Annotated in this window: 15 protein-coding genes and 1 tRNA gene; 11 read left to right on the forward strand and 5 right to left on the reverse strand. The window is 66.9% G+C overall.

What is annotated here, in order from left to right:
- Positions 1-29: 29 nt before the first annotated feature.
- The 4 genes from AMYHA_RS09945 to AMYHA_RS09960 all read right to left on the reverse strand — a co-directional run bounded on the left by AMYHA_RS09945 (position 30) and on the right by AMYHA_RS09960 (position 5358).
- Positions 30-2066: a hypothetical protein gene (locus AMYHA_RS09945; RefSeq protein WP_034276601.1), complete on the reverse strand. Its 2037-nt coding sequence runs from the start codon at positions 2064-2066 to the stop codon at positions 30-32.
- A gap of 36 nt (positions 2067-2102) precedes the next feature.
- Positions 2103-3344 carry an ATP-grasp domain-containing protein gene (locus tag AMYHA_RS09950; RefSeq protein WP_034270294.1) on the reverse strand — a complete coding sequence of 414 codons (1242 nt, stop codon included), beginning with the start codon at positions 3342-3344 and terminating at the stop codon, positions 2103-2105.
- Between the two features lie 140 nt (positions 3345-3484).
- Positions 3485-4600: a sulfite exporter TauE/SafE family protein gene (locus AMYHA_RS09955; protein ID WP_169732915.1), complete on the reverse strand. Its 1116-nt coding sequence runs from the start codon at positions 4598-4600 to the stop codon at positions 3485-3487.
- A 374-nt stretch (positions 4601-4974) separates the two neighbouring features.
- On the reverse strand, positions 4975-5358 hold the full coding sequence (locus tag AMYHA_RS09960; protein ID WP_157361987.1) for a DUF427 domain-containing protein: 384 nt from the start codon (positions 5356-5358) through the stop codon (positions 4975-4977).
- 269 nt (positions 5359-5627) lie between these two features.
- On the opposite strand from AMYHA_RS09960, the gene AMYHA_RS26950 reads away from it, so the two are divergent.
- Positions 5628-5789 (forward strand): hypothetical protein, encoded by a 162-nt coding sequence (locus AMYHA_RS26950; RefSeq protein ID WP_157361989.1) that lies wholly within the window; start codon positions 5628-5630, stop codon positions 5787-5789.
- A 245-nt stretch (positions 5790-6034) separates the two neighbouring features.
- On the opposite strand, the gene AMYHA_RS09965 is transcribed toward AMYHA_RS26950, so the two are convergent.
- Positions 6035-6107: transfer RNA gene (locus AMYHA_RS09965), tRNA-Arg, on the reverse strand.
- A 170-nt stretch (positions 6108-6277) separates the two neighbouring features.
- On the opposite strand from AMYHA_RS09965, the gene AMYHA_RS09970 reads away from it, so the two are divergent.
- The 10 genes from AMYHA_RS09970 (at position 6278) to AMYHA_RS10015 (ending at position 16354) form a co-directional block, all read left to right on the forward strand.
- Complete coding sequence (locus tag AMYHA_RS09970) at positions 6278-7192, forward strand: cation diffusion facilitator family transporter (protein ID WP_034270297.1); 915 nt, start codon at positions 6278-6280, stop codon at positions 7190-7192.
- Positions 7193-7378: 186 nt separating this feature from the next.
- Positions 7379-8221: an MlaE family ABC transporter permease gene (locus AMYHA_RS09975; protein ID WP_051399733.1), complete on the forward strand. Its 843-nt coding sequence runs from the start codon at positions 7379-7381 to the stop codon at positions 8219-8221.
- Between the two features lies 1 nt (position 8222).
- Complete coding sequence (locus AMYHA_RS09980) at positions 8223-9086, forward strand: MlaE family ABC transporter permease (RefSeq protein WP_034270299.1); 864 nt, start codon at positions 8223-8225, stop codon at positions 9084-9086.
- Complete coding sequence (locus AMYHA_RS09985; RefSeq protein WP_034270301.1) at positions 9083-10321, forward strand: MCE family protein; 1239 nt, start codon at positions 9083-9085, stop codon at positions 10319-10321. The genes AMYHA_RS09980 and AMYHA_RS09985 overlap by 4 nt, the downstream gene beginning before the upstream one ends.
- Positions 10318-11352 carry an MCE family protein gene (locus tag AMYHA_RS09990; RefSeq protein WP_051399734.1) on the forward strand — a complete coding sequence of 345 codons (1035 nt, stop codon included), beginning with the start codon at positions 10318-10320 and terminating at the stop codon, positions 11350-11352. The genes AMYHA_RS09985 and AMYHA_RS09990 overlap by 4 nt, the downstream gene beginning before the upstream one ends.
- Positions 11349-12341, forward strand: coding sequence for an MCE family protein (locus AMYHA_RS09995; RefSeq protein WP_034270304.1), 993 nt, complete (start codon positions 11349-11351; stop codon positions 12339-12341). The genes AMYHA_RS09990 and AMYHA_RS09995 overlap by 4 nt, the downstream gene beginning before the upstream one ends.
- Entirely contained in the window at positions 12338-13414 is a 1077-nt protein-coding gene (locus AMYHA_RS10000; protein ID WP_034270307.1) for an MCE family protein, read from the forward strand. The genes AMYHA_RS09995 and AMYHA_RS10000 overlap by 4 nt, the downstream gene beginning before the upstream one ends.
- Positions 13414-14463: an MCE family protein gene (locus tag AMYHA_RS10005; protein ID WP_051399736.1), complete on the forward strand. Its 1050-nt coding sequence runs from the start codon at positions 13414-13416 to the stop codon at positions 14461-14463. Before AMYHA_RS10000 ends, AMYHA_RS10005 begins: the two co-directional genes overlap by 1 nt.
- Complete coding sequence (locus tag AMYHA_RS10010) at positions 14463-15707, forward strand: MCE family protein (protein WP_034270310.1); 1245 nt, start codon at positions 14463-14465, stop codon at positions 15705-15707. The genes AMYHA_RS10005 and AMYHA_RS10010 overlap by 1 nt, the downstream gene beginning before the upstream one ends.
- Entirely contained in the window at positions 15704-16354 is a 651-nt protein-coding gene (locus tag AMYHA_RS10015) for a hypothetical protein (RefSeq protein ID WP_034270313.1), read from the forward strand. Before AMYHA_RS10010 ends, AMYHA_RS10015 begins: the two co-directional genes overlap by 4 nt.
- Positions 16355-16449 lie beyond the last annotated feature (95 nt).

A 16449-nucleotide genomic window follows, 5' to 3' on the forward strand; every position in this document is an offset into this window, starting at 1 on the left:
ATCCCGATACGGGAGGGGTGGTTTCGCTGTCAGTCCGGGGGCCTGGTGGATGGTTCGGGCGAGGCCTGCAGCTCCCCGGCCGGCAGGCGGTCCGCGCCCCAGCTGCGCCGGATGTAGCCGATGATCCGGTCGATCTCGTCGTCAGGGACTCGCTCCAGGTCACCGCGTTCGAGCGGGTCGAAGTGGTAGATGTAGAGCCGCGACGCGAACTGCTCGAACGGCAGTGAGCCCTCTCCGAACCGCTCACCGTTTCCCGCGGTGCTGACCACGACGCCGTCGCCCCAGTCCTGGCCGCTGTCGTTGTTGGGGTTGTAGAAGTAGACGCGCGTGACATCCTGCGGATCGCGTGCCACCCGCAGGATCGTGATCGCATGCCAGCCGACGTAGCGGGCCGCGCTGTCGGTGACGGCGACGCCCCCTGGCTGCGGGTGAATCAGCGGCTGGTCCCCGTTGTAGCGGGGATGGTAGGCGGCGTAGAAGTGCCGCAAGAACTCCTCAAGATCGACCAGCTTGCCGGTCTCGACGTCGACGTTGATCCGGAAGCCGCGTGCCGACCACCAACCGTGGAATTCCGGGTTCACCCAGCGGTGCGGGTCGCCAGCGCGGCCGACGCAACGCCGCCCCATCTCGGCGTAGATCCGGTCCAGGTGCGGCACCACGATCAGCGACACCGGATCCAGGTCGGTGGGCAGCGTGGTCGCCACCCCACTGATGCTGTCTCTGGATGAGATCGATTGCCCCTCGAAGTGCATGATGATCTCGTCGTCGCGAGCCACCCACACCAGCACCTGCAACAGGTAGTCCGGGTCGTTGTAGGCCCACATGGACAGAGCCCGCGCCGATTGGCAGGTGGGGTTGTCGCCCTGCCCGACGCCGAGCGGCAGCCCCAAGATCGACAGCACGCCTGACAGCAAGCGGGCACGCGGTGACGGCGTCGTGCCGTACGCCAAGGTCAGGCGTTCCTGCGCGTACGGCGACAACGGCAGCGCGATCTGCCGCCACAGGGCGGGCGCGACCGGCGGCTGGTAGAGGATCCCTCGGTCCAGCAGCAGCGCGAGGCCGTAGACGGCCTGCGCGGTCTGTGGGTGCACGGCCTCCTCGATCAGGCGATGCACCAGGTCGTGAAAGCGCAGCATGCAGTCGCGACCCGTGCTGGACAGCCCCATCGCTTCGGCGAGCAGATAGTCGCTCTGATCAAGCAGGAACCGCAACAGTTCGGCGTGGTAGGGCGACACCAGACCGGTGTCGTGCATCGCCCTGGCGAACCCAGCCGCCTCGTACTGCAGGGCGTTGGCATCCATGGCCTCAAGCCGAGACCGGTAGACGTCGACACCGGGGTCCTCCCGGCACGCCTCCGTGGTGCCGTACAGGCTGCTGATCAGCCGGTCAACGCCCTGCCCCGCCGATCCTAGCTCGACGTCGGGGTCACTCCGGAAGATCGCGATCTGAGTGATCAGGTGTTGTACCTGCTCCACCTGGATCGGCCGTTGGCGCAGGATTCGCCAGATTTCCTCCACCAGCCGGTCGAGGACGCTCTCGAACCCCACGTTCTCGCCGAGATGCCGAAAAAGGTCCCTGGTCAGCTGCGCCATCCGGCCCTGCTTGACCCGTTCCGCCTCGCTCGGCGGCGTGAACAGCAATGCCATGTTCGTCGCCAGCACCTGCGACAGGAACTGGTGCGCGTCCTCGGCGGAGACGTTCGGGTGTGCGTACTCGCCGGTGGCGATCGCCAGCATGCGGAGCTCGCTCACCGCCTCCATGAGGACGGTGTCCGCATTCTCGCTCTGCAGTCCGGCACCGCACAGCGCGGGGACCAGGACCTCGGGGGTGGCCCAGTCCGTGCCGTGGAACAGGCCGGCCTCCTCGAGGTCGGCGGCGCGAGCCTGGACGGCCGCGAAGCCACCGGGTTGCACCAGTACCCGGCGCAACGAGTCCAGCAGTCGCCGCAGCCTGAGGTGTTTCCCGAAGTCTCGGGCTTCCGCCATGGCGTGCGTGGCGTCATCGAGTGCCGCCAGCCGCTTCGTCAGCGTGGCGTCATCACTCGGATCGTTCTCTCTTGGATTCACCGGGTTTCCCATGGCAAGACGTCTCGTCCGCGGAGGCTAGACGTAGAAGTCAAGGTCTTCCTGTCTCTTCAGCAGGCCCCGCATGGCGTGCGGGTCGTCGCCGAAGAAGTACACCAGCCCCCAGTGCGTGCCGAACGCGGTCCGTTTGGTGACGGTCTCCTCCAGCGGCGCGGAGAGCTCGTGGGACTCGAAGTAGTCGTGGTCCTCTGTCTCTTCCGGTATCGACAGTTCGCTCACCACCCGGCGACGCGGGTACACACCGAAGCAACCAGCGTGGCCCCTGGCGTCAACGACCTCGCGCGGGAAGAAGGCGTCGATCTCCTCCTCGGTGGTCTTCGGGTCGAACGCCAGCACCAAGGCCTGGTAGGCGTTGAAGCCGTAGGCACGTTCGAGCAGCTCGAACACCTTGAAGCCGGGCGGCCGGTAGGCGACCTCACCGAAGTACATCTCCCCGTCGCTGGTGACGAAGTACTCGGGGTGGATGAACCCGAAGTCGATCTCGAAGGCCTTGATCAGCTTCTCGATCTGCCGGGTGATCTGCGGCCGGAACTTCTCCAGCTCCGGCGTGGCTGGCACGAACACCGAGTAGCCGAGGGTGACGTACTCCGAGATGTTCAGGAAGCGGATCTTGCCGTTGAAGACCCACGCCTCCACCGCGAACTCCCAGCCGTCGAGATGGGACTCCATCAGGACCGGGAACTCCTCGTCCGGGATCGTGTCGACCTCGTCCGGCGTCCGGATGACCCGGTGTCCAAGACATCCGGCCTTGTCGAACGCCTTGAGGTGGATCGGGTCGCTCGGGTCGCCGTCGAGCTTCAGCAACGTCTGGTTGACGCGCTTGAGGAAGCGGATGACGTCGTCCCTGTCGTGGGCTTCCTCGAAGATCCCGACGCGGATGCCACCGAGCTGAGCGCGCCGCTTCATCAGGGCCTTGTCCCGCAGCAACATCGCCTGACCGAGGAGGCGAGGGTTACCCATCAGCACCGAGTTGATGGCGCCAGCCCACTCGACGGTCTCCTCATAGAGCGGGATGGCGACGTCGACGCCCATCTTCTGCAGGGTCTCCGCGATCTCAAGCGAGCGGTCGTTGAGCCGTTCGAAGTTCCAGGAGACATAGGGGATGTCGTGCTCCTCGCAGTACTCCTCGGCCCAGTCTGGAGCAACGACCACGTAGCGTCTGTCGAACCGGTCGAGCGCCTCAACCGCGTTCAGGCTCCATCCCAGCACGGCGACGTAGCCCTTTTCCGGGTTTCGACGGACCGGCTCTGGCTTCGACATCGGTACACTCCTCCCGTTTTGAATTCATCCCTTTCACGGGAAGACCACGTCGCCACCGTACCCGCTGGCGGTGGCGCGCGCGTGCCGCGGCGACGGTGGGGCCAGCCACGGCTGCTACCGACGTCGTCAGCGACTCTCAGCTACCCGTCAATGCGCTGTATGTCGTCTGGGTCGCCATGGCTGTCGCGCTGCGAGGCCGCACCGCGGGTTTCGGCGCCGGTGGGGATGGCGTGCGTCAGCTCAGCGGAGTCGTCTGCTGTGTCGGGGCCAATCGGGTGTTCCAGTTCGTTGACGGTGGGTTTGCCGAACATGGGAAGTCCTTCGCGCTTGCGGAGCAGACCCCACAGCAGCGGAGTGGCCAGGAGCGCGAGGAGCCCGATCCCGACGATGAGGAGGGGATAGGTCTGGTTTTCGCCAGCTCCCAGCGGCGCCCAGCCTGCTTCGTCGAGGAGAGCGAAGCCCGACATGGTCAGTACGACTACGAGGCCGCGCCGGATCAGGGAGCTGGGCACCTTCGGTGCGATTTTCGCGCCGAGCAGCGTTCCCGGCACTGAGCCGATGATCAACGGAATGGTCAGGCCCAGGTCCAGCCCGTGGGTGAAGATGTTGGCGATGGCCGCGGCCATGACGAGCGGAACCGCTTGCACCAGGTCGCTGCCGACGAGCTTCACCGCGGACAGGGTGGGATACAGCGTGATCAGGGCGATCATGATCACTGATCCCGACCCGACCGATGTGATGCCGACGAGAAGCCCACCGAGGGCGCCGACCAGCAGGGTGGGAAGAGGTTTGATCACTGGCTCTCCCACGCTGTGCGTCCCGCGCCGTACCCGGCGCAGCTGGATGTACAGGCGGAGCGCGAACGTCGTCGTCGCGAACAGCAGGGCGAAACCGATCGCCATCGTCAGGATGGTTTCGAAGTCATCAGGCGGTGCCAGCCACCTGAGCAGCGGAGGCCCCAGCAGTGCGGTCGGTACTGAACCGATGATCAGCCACATGGCGAGCTTGAGATTCGGTGACCCGTGCCGCCAATGCACGAGGGCCCCACCGGACTTGTATACGGCCGCGGCGGTCAGATCAGCCGTGACGATAGCCGAGGGATTGCCTGCTCCGAGGAACAGCAGCGCGGGGGTCATCAGCGCGCCACCGCCCATACCCGTGATCCCAACCACGATGCCGACCAGGAAGGCGGCGATGACGATCTTGATCTCGTCCATGGAGGACGCCAGCCACCCGTCCGCAGCCAGCTGGTTCATGGTTTGCCACACTTGCGGGCCCTCCGGGGGTGGTGGTTGGCGGACAGGTAGCGCCGTCGACGTCTAATCCGCCATTGTGCACTAAGTCGACTCGATCTGTCATGTTTGGGGTCCTGGAGGCACGTTAAGGCCTCACAACCGCCTGGTTGGGCCCACGAGGCTCCTCCCGGGGCCAGACGGTGGGCGTGCTGTCGCGGTGAGCGCGAGTGCGTCACCTGTGCACATGCGGTTGCGGAATGCGGCCAGCCGGTAGTTGTTGTTTACATAGCTAGTAGCTACATAGATCGGAACTAGGACGTTGCCGCGGCACGCGGGTGACGCCGTCGGCGTTGGGTGAACGGGCGGAACTCTACGGCGCCATCGCGCTGGCGACCTCAGCTGAACTTGGTTACCGGTCGCTCCTGTAGCTCATCGTCCAAGTAGACGTCCACCTTCTCGTCGAAGAACGCTACAAGGCCTGCCACATCCTCTGCCTCGGGAATCGGCGACTCGTACGACCACACCACATCCTTGTGCACGGTGTCGCCAACCTTGGCCGAGAAGTAGGAGGCGTCGCCCTTGATCGGGCAGTGGGTTGTGGCCTCCGTCCGCTCGAGCAGGTCGAAACGTACGTCCTCGCGTGGCAGGTAGTAGCGCGGCGGGAACCCCTTCTCCCGCAGCACCATCGGTCGCCTCGAGTCGGCGATCGCCACACCGTCAATCTCGACTCGCACGTGCGTGTCGAGCGGTCCAATCCGCATGTGTTCGGAGATGTCCATGTCCCGACTCTACTCAAGGTTTGAATCTGCGACTGAATTGTTCACGCGTTGTCCACAGTGGCCACTCCCACCTGTTTCAGCCTCGCAGTGACAGGGGTCACATAGAGAGTGAGGGAGAGAGCAGCCCGATAGGTGTCACTCACCTGTCACTCTCCGGTCACACGCTTTTCGCAGGTCACACAGTTGAGAGTGACAGGGTGGCAGGTGTGACCGGCCGACACCAACCTGATCGGTGCGGGGCGGAACTATGCGAGCAAGGGGATGGGGACGTGAGCAACGAAGTCATGGAATGCCCGAACTGTGCCGGATTCGTCACCACCGAGGAAGTCTGGCGGCAGACGTGGGCGACGTGCACGCGAGACTGCGGATGGTGGAGCAAGCTGGATATTGGATCAAGCTCGAATCAGGTGACCGAGTCCGCGTTCTCCTGATCCAGCGCTGCGACGCGACCGCACAACAGCAGGTCGACACGGTGCCCGCCGAGACATTCTGGCTCGTCGCGGGTGTCGATCCCGCACGGGGGAGTTGCCGTAGCTTATGGCTGGGCGTCGTGAGTGCGGATCAGAGTTCTAACGCTGATCAGCACTCACGACTCTGATGCTGGCCGGAAACAACAAAACAGGCCTCGACGTGCGTCTCCGCAGGTCGGGGCCTGTCTTCTATGGTCCGGGCTGGGCGCCCTCGGCAGGATTCGAACCTGCGACACCTGCCTCCGGAGGGCAGTGCTCTATCCACTGAGCTACGAGGGCTCACCGGTTTCCGGTGCGTCCTGCGAAAGCCTATCGCATGCCGTCGTCGCCCGTCGCACTGAGGGGCATCGACGTTACCGTGCGAGGTGGGACACACCACCGCGCTCCTCGGTTGCACTTATGCATACTTCGCAATATGTTGACCGGCAGGGGACGACACGGGAGGTCTTGTGGCACACCAGCACGGCCCAGCGGTGGAGCCGGCGAGCGCGTCCGGCCGCTACGTCAAACACCTGGCCGCCGCATTCGTCATCACCTTCTGCTTCATGGTGCTGGAGTTCGTCGTCGGCTTCGTGACCGGCTCGCTGGCGGTGCTGTCTGACGCGGCGCACATGCTCACCGACGTCTTCGGCATCGGTGTCGCCCTGTTGGCGATCGTGCTCGCCAAGCGCACCACCCCGACGTCGACCAGGACGTTCGGCATGTACCGGGGCGAGGTGTTCTCCGCGCTGATCAACGCGGTGTTGCTGTTCGGTGTGGCCGGGTTCGTGCTGTTCGAAGCCGTCGGCCGATTCCAGGACCCGCCCGAGGTGCCCGGCTTGCCCGTCCTGCTGGTCGCGCTGGCGGGAATGGCGGCCAACGCCGTCGCGTTCGTGTTGCTGCGCACGGGCGCCAAGGAAAGTCTTAACCTGCGCGGCGCCTACCTGGAAGTGCTCGCCGACCTCGTCGCGTCATTCGGCGTGCTGATCAGCGGCGTTGTCACGCTGCTGACCGGTTGGCGCTACGCGGACCCGATCGTTGGTGTCGGAATCGCGCTGTTCGTGCTCCCGAGGGTGGTCGCGCTCGCGCGGCGCTCGCTGCGCATTCTGCTGCAGCACGCCCCCGAGCGCATCGACGTCGACGAGGTCGCCACCAAGCTCGAGGCGATCGGCGGCGTCACCGACGTCCACGACCTGCACGTCTGGACTCTGACGTCCGGCATGGAGGTCGCATCGGCGCACATCGCCGTCGAGCAGAACGCCCACGGCACCGGCGTATTGCGCGCCGCGCAGCGCGTGCTCGCCGACGACTACCGCATCGAGCACGCCACGCTGCAGGTCGAGAGCTGCGACGCCGCGCGTCGCTGCGACCACCTCACTTGGTGACTCTCGCTGGCTCGAGTCTGTTTCACCCGGCGTGCCATCCGCGCCCGATTTATGGTCCCTGCGACACGATCAGCTAGGCCGCAAGTCTTGTTTTCGTGCACTCCTGCACGTAACTTGCACCACAAAACGTTCGTTATGTCGGTGCGGACCGATCGAGGGGCCACTAGGTGAGGACCGGAGGGACGGATGACGGCTGTCGTTGAGCCGGGCTCGGATGCGCCCCGGCGGCAGCGCACTCCCCGCAAGGAACGCAAGGTCTCTCCCAGCGTCCGCGAGCTCGGCGAACTCGTCGGCTTCGCTGCCGACACCGTCGTCGCGATCTGGACGTCGATCACCCGCCGGAAGTTCTCCTGGAAAGAGTTCCTGGTCCAGCTCCAGTTCCTCGCCTCGGTGTGCTCCATCCCGGCGATCCTGGTGATGATCCCGTTCGGCGTCGTCGTCGGCGTCATCGTCGGGTCGCTGGCCTCCAACGTCGGCGCGGAGAACTACAGCGGCGCCGTCGTCGCGTTCCTCATCGTCGGGCAGGCCGCGCCGCTGGTCTCGGCGCTGATGATCGCGGGCGTCGGTGGCTCGGCCATGACAGCCGACCTCGGTGCCCGCAAGATCCGCGACGAGGTCGACGCGCTGGAGGTCATGGGCATCTCGGTGCTGGAACGCCTTGTTGTGCCGCGCGTGTTCGCGGCCGTCGTCGTCACCATGCTGCTGACCAGCCTGGTCATGGCGCTCGGTATCGGCGCGAGCTTCGTGTTCCAGGTGACCGCCATGGACGTCACGGCGGGTAGCTTCCTGGACACCATGACCGACTTCGCCTCACTCAACGACTTCATCGTCGCTCAGATCAAGGCAGTTCTGTTCGGGCTCACGGCCTCGGTCGCCTGCTGCGCCAAGGGACTTACCGCCAAGGGCGGGCCCGGTGGTGTCGGCAACGCCGTCAACGAGGCCGTCGTCATGGCGTTCATCTTCGTGTTCTTCGTCAACGTCGGGGTCGGCGAGGTCTACGCGCTGCTGCTGCCACCGGGAGGTGGCTAGCATGGCCATTCCCGCCGTGCGTCGCATCGGCACCAGCCTGGCGCGCCCCGCGGACGCGGTCGGCTCGCGGTTGGCCGAGGTCGGCAACCACCTGGTGTTCTACGCCCGGGTCATCGGCTACATCCCGATGACCATCACCAAGTACTGGAGCCACATCGTCCGGCTCATCGCCGAGATCAGCTTCGGCACCGCCACCATCCTCGCCGCGGGCGGCACGGTCGGCGTCGTCTTCGCGATGTCGTTCGTCTCCGGCGCGCAGGTCGGCTTGGAAGGGTTCCGCGGCCTCGACCTGGTCGGCCTCGCCCCGCTGTCCGGCGCGGTGTCCGGCCTGGTCAACACCCGCGAGCTGGCGCCGGTCGTCGCGGGCATCGCGCTCGCGGCGAAGGTCGGTACCGGCTTCACCGCCCAGCTCGGTGCGATGCGCATCTCCGAGGAGATCGACGCGCTCGAAACGATGTCGGTGAGATCGCTACCGTTCCTGGTCACCACCCGGATGATCGCGGCATTCCTGACCGTCATCCCGCTCTATCTGGTCGGGCTGTTCGCCGCCTACGCCTCCACCCGGTTCATCGTCGTCAACGTCAACGGTCAGTCGGAAGGCAACTACGACCGCTGGTTCGAGCTGATGCTGCCCACCCAGGACGTCTTCTTATCGCTGCTCAAGGCATTGATACTCGCCATGATCGTCACGATGATCCACTGCTACTACGGCTACAACGCCAGTGGCGGGCCGGAAGGCGTCGGCAGGGCGGCTGGCCGAGCGTTACGCACCAGCATCGTGATGATCATGATCGTCGACATCCTGCTGACCTTCGCGTTCTGGGGCGTGTTCATGGAGCTGCCTGGCCTCGGAGGTGAGGCATGAGGCGGTCAGGACCGAGGAAACCGCTGAGCAAACTCGCGCTCGCGACCCGGGGCGCGATCGCCTGCCTGCTGGTGATCGCCCTGATGGTCTACATCACCATCGCCAGCACGGGCGCGCTCTCCGACAATCCCGAAATCACGGCGTCGGTTCCGGCCAGCAATGTCGGCATCAGCGAACAGGCGCCGGTTGAGTACAAGGGCGTCGTCGTCGGCAAGGTCATCCGCGTCGAGACCGAGCAGACCACCGCCAACGTCACCATGCGCATCTACCAGCGGCAGTCCGACGCCATCTCGGAACGCTCGCAGGTGCGGGTGTTGCCGCGCACGCTGTTCGGCGACCAGTTCATCCAGCTCATCCCGCCGCCGGACGGCGAGGCGGGTGAGTCGATCACCGACGGCGACACACTCATGCCCGACACCTCGACCGAGACCGTGCAGCTCTACGAGGCGTACGTGCGGCTCACCGACTTGCTCGATCGGATCGACCCGGAACAGATCGCCACCGCGCTGCACGCCATGGCACAACTGCTCGACGGCAGGGGTGAGAAGTTCGGCCGCATGATCGACCAGCTCCACGAGCTGACCGACGACGTTCCCGGTCTGCTTGACCTCGTCGACGACGGCACGACCACCACCTCAACGCTGGCCGACCAGCTCGCCGAGGCCGCTCCGCACGGCATCAGCGCCATGCGCGACGCCATCGCGCTCTCCGAACTCGTCGTCGCCGAGCAGGACACCCTCGCTGGCGCGCTCACTGGCGGGATCGCGGTGAGCGACGAGAGCACGCGGTTTCTCGCTGACAACACCGACCGGTTCATCGAGCTGCTGCGCGCCTCCGGTCCCGTCGTGGACACGCTCGCGCGCCACCCGCGCGCCGTGCCGGACGCCGTGCGCAACGCCCGCACGCTGCTGGAAGCTGGCATCCCCACGTTCCAGACCGGGCCATGGTTCCGGATCAGGGCCAACCTGACCACCAAGGAACCCCGCCCGTACACGCGGGATGATTGCCCCCGCTACGGCAGCAAGCCAGGCCCGAACTGCCCCACAGGCACGCGATCCGAAGCCCAGCAGGCCCGGTACGGCGGAACCGCTGGCCCGGTCGGCAGCGAGCAGGAGGCCCGCACGCTCACCGAACTGTTACGGGCCGCGCCTGGTGGGCAGGACGAGCAGTCCGATGGCATGGTCGGCGTCCTGCTCGGCCCACTGGTGCGCGGCAGCGAGGTGGTGGTCCCGTGAACCGCGAATCCATGACGTCCACAGTGGTCAAGCTCGGCATCTTCGTGGTGATCACCGGGCTGTGCACGCTGCTCGTCGGCAACACCCTCTACCGTCCGCTCGGCCAGTCGGCCACCACCTACCGCGCGGCGTTCACCGACGTCGTCGGGCTCAAGCAAGGCAGTGACGTCCGCATCGCCGGGGTGCGGGTCGGCAGGGTGAACGGGCTGGAGCTCACCGGCGAACACGCCACCGTCACCTTCGAGGTCACCGACGACCAGACGTTGCCAGCCGACGTCGAAGCCCACGTACGCTACGCCGATCTGCTCGGCGCCCGCTACATCGCACTTCAGCCGGGCAGCGGCACCGCGTCCGGCAGCGGCGAGCCGCTGCCGGATGGCGCGGTGATCCCGCTGAACCGGACCAGACCCGCCGTCGACCTCACTGAGTTGTTCAACGGCTTCCAACCGGTGTTCAACACCCTCCAGCCGGAGGAGATCAACACGCTGGCGCGGCATCTCATCGCCGTGTTCGAGGGCCAGGGCGGCACGATCGACAGCCTGCTCAGCCATGTCGTCGCGCTGACGACCAGCGTCGCGGATCAGGACAAGCTGATCGGCGAGGTGCTGACCAACCTCAACAAGGTCACCGACTTCGCGCTGCGCAACGAACCGGACTTCACCCGGCTCGTCGACAGCCTCGCCAGCCTCACCAAGCGGATGGCGGCCAGCAGGAAGCAGATCGGCACCGTCATCGACGCGTCCAGCGAGCTGGCGCGCGGGCTGTCCGGTCTGGTCACCGACCTCCGGCCCGCGCTGGACAACGACCTGCGCTCGCTGGACCGGTTCGCGGGCACGCTCGCGGACAACTCCGACGAGTTCGCCAGCACCATCCAGGCCGCGCCGGAGCTGTTCACCTCGGTCAACCGGGTCGCGGAGTACGGGGCATGGGTGAACGTCTACCTCTGCACGCTGATCATCGAGTCCGGCGCGCCACTGCTCGGCGACATCGACACCGGCGTGGGACCGCATTCGGAGGTGTGCCAGGCATGAGGGTGCCATTCCGGGAACGCGATCCGAGAAAGCTCGCGATCATCGGCACGCTGGTCGTCGCGCTGGTCGTCGCGTCGTCGCTGCTGCTGCCGCAGGGCGTGTTCTACGCCCGCACCACGCACTACTCCGCCGAGTTCGCCAACGCCGCCGGGTTGCGCACCGGCGACCCGGTCTACATCGCGGGCGTGCCGTCCGGCCGGGTCAGCACCATCGAGCTGGCCGGCACACACGCGCTGGTCGGCTTCCGCATGGAGTCCGATCGCACGCTGGGCGAGCAGACCACGGCGGGCATCAAGATCCAGACCGTGCTCGGCAAGCGCTACCTCGACCTGGCGCCGCGCGGCGGCGGCGAACTCGACCCGGACACGCCGATTCCGCTGGCACGTACGTCGGTGCCGTTCTCGCTGGACGACCTGTCCCGCTCGGCCGCGAAAGCGACCGAGGAGATCGATCTCGACGCGCTGCGCGGGCTGCTCGACACGCTGGAGCAGGATTCACCCGACCCACAGCTCGCCGGGGAGGCGCTGGACGGCATCGCTCGTGCCAGCAAGGTGTTCGTCAAACACAGTGCGGCATTCCAGGACCTCATCGACGGCGCCGAGCGGGTCACCTCCGGCTTGCTCGAGCAGAAGGACACGCTGGTCTCGTTGCTCGGTGACGCCGACCTGATCGCGGCGACGTTGTCCCGGCGTTCCGAGGCGATCGGCAGGCTGATCAGTGACATCGCCAACCTGAGCAGGCAGTTGGAGTCCTTTCTGGATACCAACCGGCCACGCATCGAGTCCCTGCTCACCCGGCTGACCACGATCACGAAGACGCTCAAGCGGACCCAGCAGGACTTCAACGCCACGCTCACCCAGTTCGCGCCGGCGTCCCGCTACATCGCCAACACCTTCGGCCACGGGCCGTGGGGCGACGTCGTCGGTCCCGCCGCGATCGTGCCGGACAACGTGCTGTGCCTGACCGGCGTCGTGCGGGGGTGTTCATGACCAGCGTGCCCCGCAGAGTCCTCGCCGCGTTCATCGTCGTGACGCTGGCAGCCGCCGGGCTGTACCTCTGGGTGCGCCCGCAACCCAGCCTCACCGTGCACGCGCACTTCGCGCAGGCGGACGGGATGTTCGTCGGCAGCAACGTCGCGGTGCTCGGCGTCAACGTCGGCACCGTGGAGGAGTTGGAACCGCGCGGCGACCACGTGCGCATCACCATGTCGCTACCCGCCGACACCGAGATTCCCGCGAGTGCTGAGGCATGGGTGATGTCGCCGAACGTCGTCTCGGACCAGTACATCGAGCTGACCCCGCCGTATCAGGGTGGGCCGACGCTTGACGATGGCGCGGTGATCGGACTCGGCCGCACCCACTCACCGATCAAATGGGACACGCTGGTCAAGTCGGTCAACGAGTTGCTGGAGACGTTCGGGCCGCAGGGCGCGAACTCCGACGGCTCACTCGGCAGGGTGCTGGACAACGCGGCGACGCTGCTCGACGGCAGGGGCGAACAACTGCGAACGGCGATCCGCAACCTCTCGCAGGCCACCGACGTCGTCGGCGGGTCGATGCCCGACGTCAAGCGGCTGCTGCGCAGCTTGGACAAGCTAGTCGCCGTCCTCGCGAACAACAAGTCCACAGTGGACTCTCTGACCCGGTCGGTCGACGACGTCGCAGGCGAGTTCGCCCGGCAGGAGAACGAGATCGCCAACGCCATCGGCTCGCTGTCGAGCGTGCTGACCGAAGTGAGCCAGCTGGTCAAACGGCATGGCACGGAGATGTCGGACAATGTCGACCGGCTCGCCGAGGTCTCGGTCGAGCTGGCCAAACACCAGCGGCAGCTCGTCGAGATCATGGACACGTTCCCGCTCGCCGCGGAGAACATCACCCGCGCGGTCACCGACGACGGCAAGCTGCGGATCCGGCTCGATTTCTCCACCAACCTGTCGCAGTTCGAGTGGGGCCAGCGATTGTGCGCCGAGGTCGCGATCTGGCTCTGCGAGGGCAGGGGCATCTACAACCCGATCGAGCTGCCCCCGACGTTGCCACCCGCCCTGCTGGGAGGGGGTGGCTGATGCGCCTGCTTACCGTGTTGCTCGTGCCGCTGCTGCTTGCCGGATGCGGGTTCAGCCTGCAGAACGCGCCGGTCGGCAGGAGCGTCGACGGGCCGTCGTACCGGATCACCGCCGAGTTCGCCGACGCCACTGGGCTGCCGATCGGCGGGAAGGTGCGCATCGGGCCCGCCACCGTCGGCAGGGTCGAGTCCAAGACCGCCAAGGGCTTCGTCGCCCACGTCGTCATCGTGATGCGCGAGGACGTCGAACTCCCGCGCGGCACCACGGCAGGCCTGGAGCTGAGCACCGCGCTTGGTGACCAGTTCGTCGCGCTGAACCCGCCGCGTGACCATGACGGTGTGTTGCTCAGTGACGGTGGGCGCATTCCGCTCGCGGACACCGAGCAGAGCCCGAGTATCGAGGACACCATGGCGCTGCTCGGCAACGTGCTCAACAACAGTGGCATCGAGCAGGCCCGCACCATCGTCACCGAGCTGAACACGATGCTCGACGGGCGCGACGACACCGCGCGTGCCCTGCTCGGTCGCCTCGACACGGTGCTCGGCGCGATCGAACGGCGCACCGGCGATTTCACCCGCACGCTGCGCTCGCTCAACCGGCTCGGTGGCACCGTGTCGGACAACCGCGCGGTGCTGCGCAAGGCGTTGCGTACGATCCGGCCCGCCGTGGACGCGGTGCGCCGCCAGTACGGCGACGTCGAACGGCTGATGGGCAGCGTTACCGAGCTGTCCGGTGAGGTGAACACGGCGCTGCGCGAAACCCGCACGACGATGACACGGCAGGTGCGCCAGCTCCAGCCGGTACTGCGGGAACTGGCCGCCGTTGACGGCGAACTCGGCGCGACGTTGCGGCAGTTCGAGACGTTCGAGCGGGTGTTCAGCCGCGCCGCACCGGGCGACTACCTCAACCTGTACGGCCTCGCGAACGTGCCCGATAGCGTGACCGGGGTGCTCACCGGGTTGGATGACTACCTGCCCGGCGGTGGTTCCTCAGCTACCGGCTCCGGAGCGGACGCCGTCGAACGGCTGCTGCGGAAGGGAGCGCGCTGATGGCAGGGCTCAAGCAACGGCTGCCACTCGGGCAGATCGCGCTGTTCTTGGTGATCGCGCTGGTCAGCACCGCCTACGTCGCGGTCAACGCGGTGGGCACCGACGTCGTAGCCCCGCGCAACCACTACACCGTACTGATGGACGATGCGGGCGGCCTCACGCCGAAATCCCCGGTGACGTACCGGGGTGTCACGGTCGGCGACGTCACCGACGTTGTTGCGCTGCCGGGCGACGAGGGCGTACGGGTCGAGCTGTCGGTGCTCGCCGACGTCAAGGTGCCGACCGACACCGAGATCGTCGTCGCACAGGACACCCCGGTGGCGCTCAAGCACGTCGACCTGCGCCCGCCTGACGACGCCGGGCCGTACCTCGCGGACGGCGCCACGGTCGGCCCGACACGCACCAGCAGGCCGCTCGCGCTGGAAGAAGTCCTGGTCAACCTGATGAAGCTCACCGACTCCATCGACATCGACGACGTGTCGGTCATCGCGGAGGAGCTGTCGACTGGGCTCGCGGGCACCGCGCCGGAACTGGAACGGCTCGCGGACAACAGCTTCGCGCTGGTCGACGACCTGGTCGAGCTGGAACCCACCGCGCGCAGCCTGATCGGCAACGGTCAGGAGTTCCTTGACGCGACCGGGTCGGATACCGGGCGGCTGCCGCGCATCGCGCGAGCGCTGGCGCGGATCAGCGAGCGGCTGCGGTCGGTGGCGCCGGAGGGCGTGGAACTAGCGCGGCAGGTGCCGCCACTGACCGAGCGGTTGGTGCCGTTGCTGCGGGAGACCCAACCGTCGGTGAGTGTGCTGCTGGCGAACCTGGTCACCCCGGCGCAGATCGTGTCGGCGCGGATTCCCGCGCTGGAACACGGGTTGATCTTCATTCCACGCTCGTTCGGTGAGTTGGCCACGATCGGCGATGGCGACACGGCGAACTTCGAGTTCGTGATGACGCAAGGGCCGGTGTGCTACTACGACTCGCCGCGCCGGACCCCGCAGCAGACCGGGCCGAAGGAGCCCGCGCTGACGTACCACTGCCCGAGCGAGGTGCCCGTGCGCGGTGCCACCAACGCGCCCCGGCCGGAGAGCGCGCGGCAGCGGCCGGTCGTGACTATGGCCGACCCGGCGACCGGCCGGGCAGCCGTGCCCGGTGGCGAGACGGTGCGGCTCGGCCACGGCGGGGGCCAGGCCGACGTGCTCGGCGACGACTCGTGGCAGGCGATCTATCTGCAAGGAGTGCAGCCATGACGATCGAGCGACCGTCCCCGGTTCCCCGGGAAGAGAAAGCGTCGGGAACGCAGGACACGGCGACCGGAGTGCAGGACACGGCGTCCGGAGTGCAGGACACGGCGTCCGGAGTGCAGGACACGGCGTCGGGAACGCAGGACACGGCGACCGGAGTGCAGGACACGGCGCGGCGGGGGCGGGGGCTCGTCCTCGTGCTCGCGCTGCTGGCCGTGGTGTCACTGGGGGCGGCAGGGACGTTCGGGGTGCTGTGGTGGTCCGAACGCGGGCAGGACACCCAGCGCGGCGAGGTCCTGGCGCTCGCGGAGCGGATCGCCGTTGACGTCACGACCTACGACTACCGGAAGATCGAGCAGAACTTTGACCGTGTGGTGTCCCAGTCGACCGAGAAATGGGCTGAGGTGTACCGCGACGAGCGGTCGGAGCAGCTGGCCGAGGTGATCGTCGACGGCAAGGCGACGTCAGAGGGAACCGTGCGGGACGCCGGGATCGCCGAGTTGACCGAGGACAAGGCGGTCGTCATCGCGTTCGTCGACCAGACCATCACGAACGTGCACACGCCGCAGCCACGCATCGACCGGAACCGGATGCGGCTGGTGCTGCGTAAGGTCGATGACGAATGGCTGCTCGACCGCTACGACCTCGCCTGAGCGGCTCGCGAGGCCGCCCACACCACATCAGCTGGGCCAGCGGTGCCGGGGCGCGCTCAGCACCCCGGCGTGCGAAGTCAGCGGCACCGGGCCGA

Source organism: Haloechinothrix halophila YIM 93223 (assembly GCF_000504245.1).
In the GTDB taxonomy this organism is placed as follows: Bacteria; Actinomycetota; Actinomycetes; order Mycobacteriales; family Pseudonocardiaceae; genus Haloechinothrix_A; species Haloechinothrix_A halophila.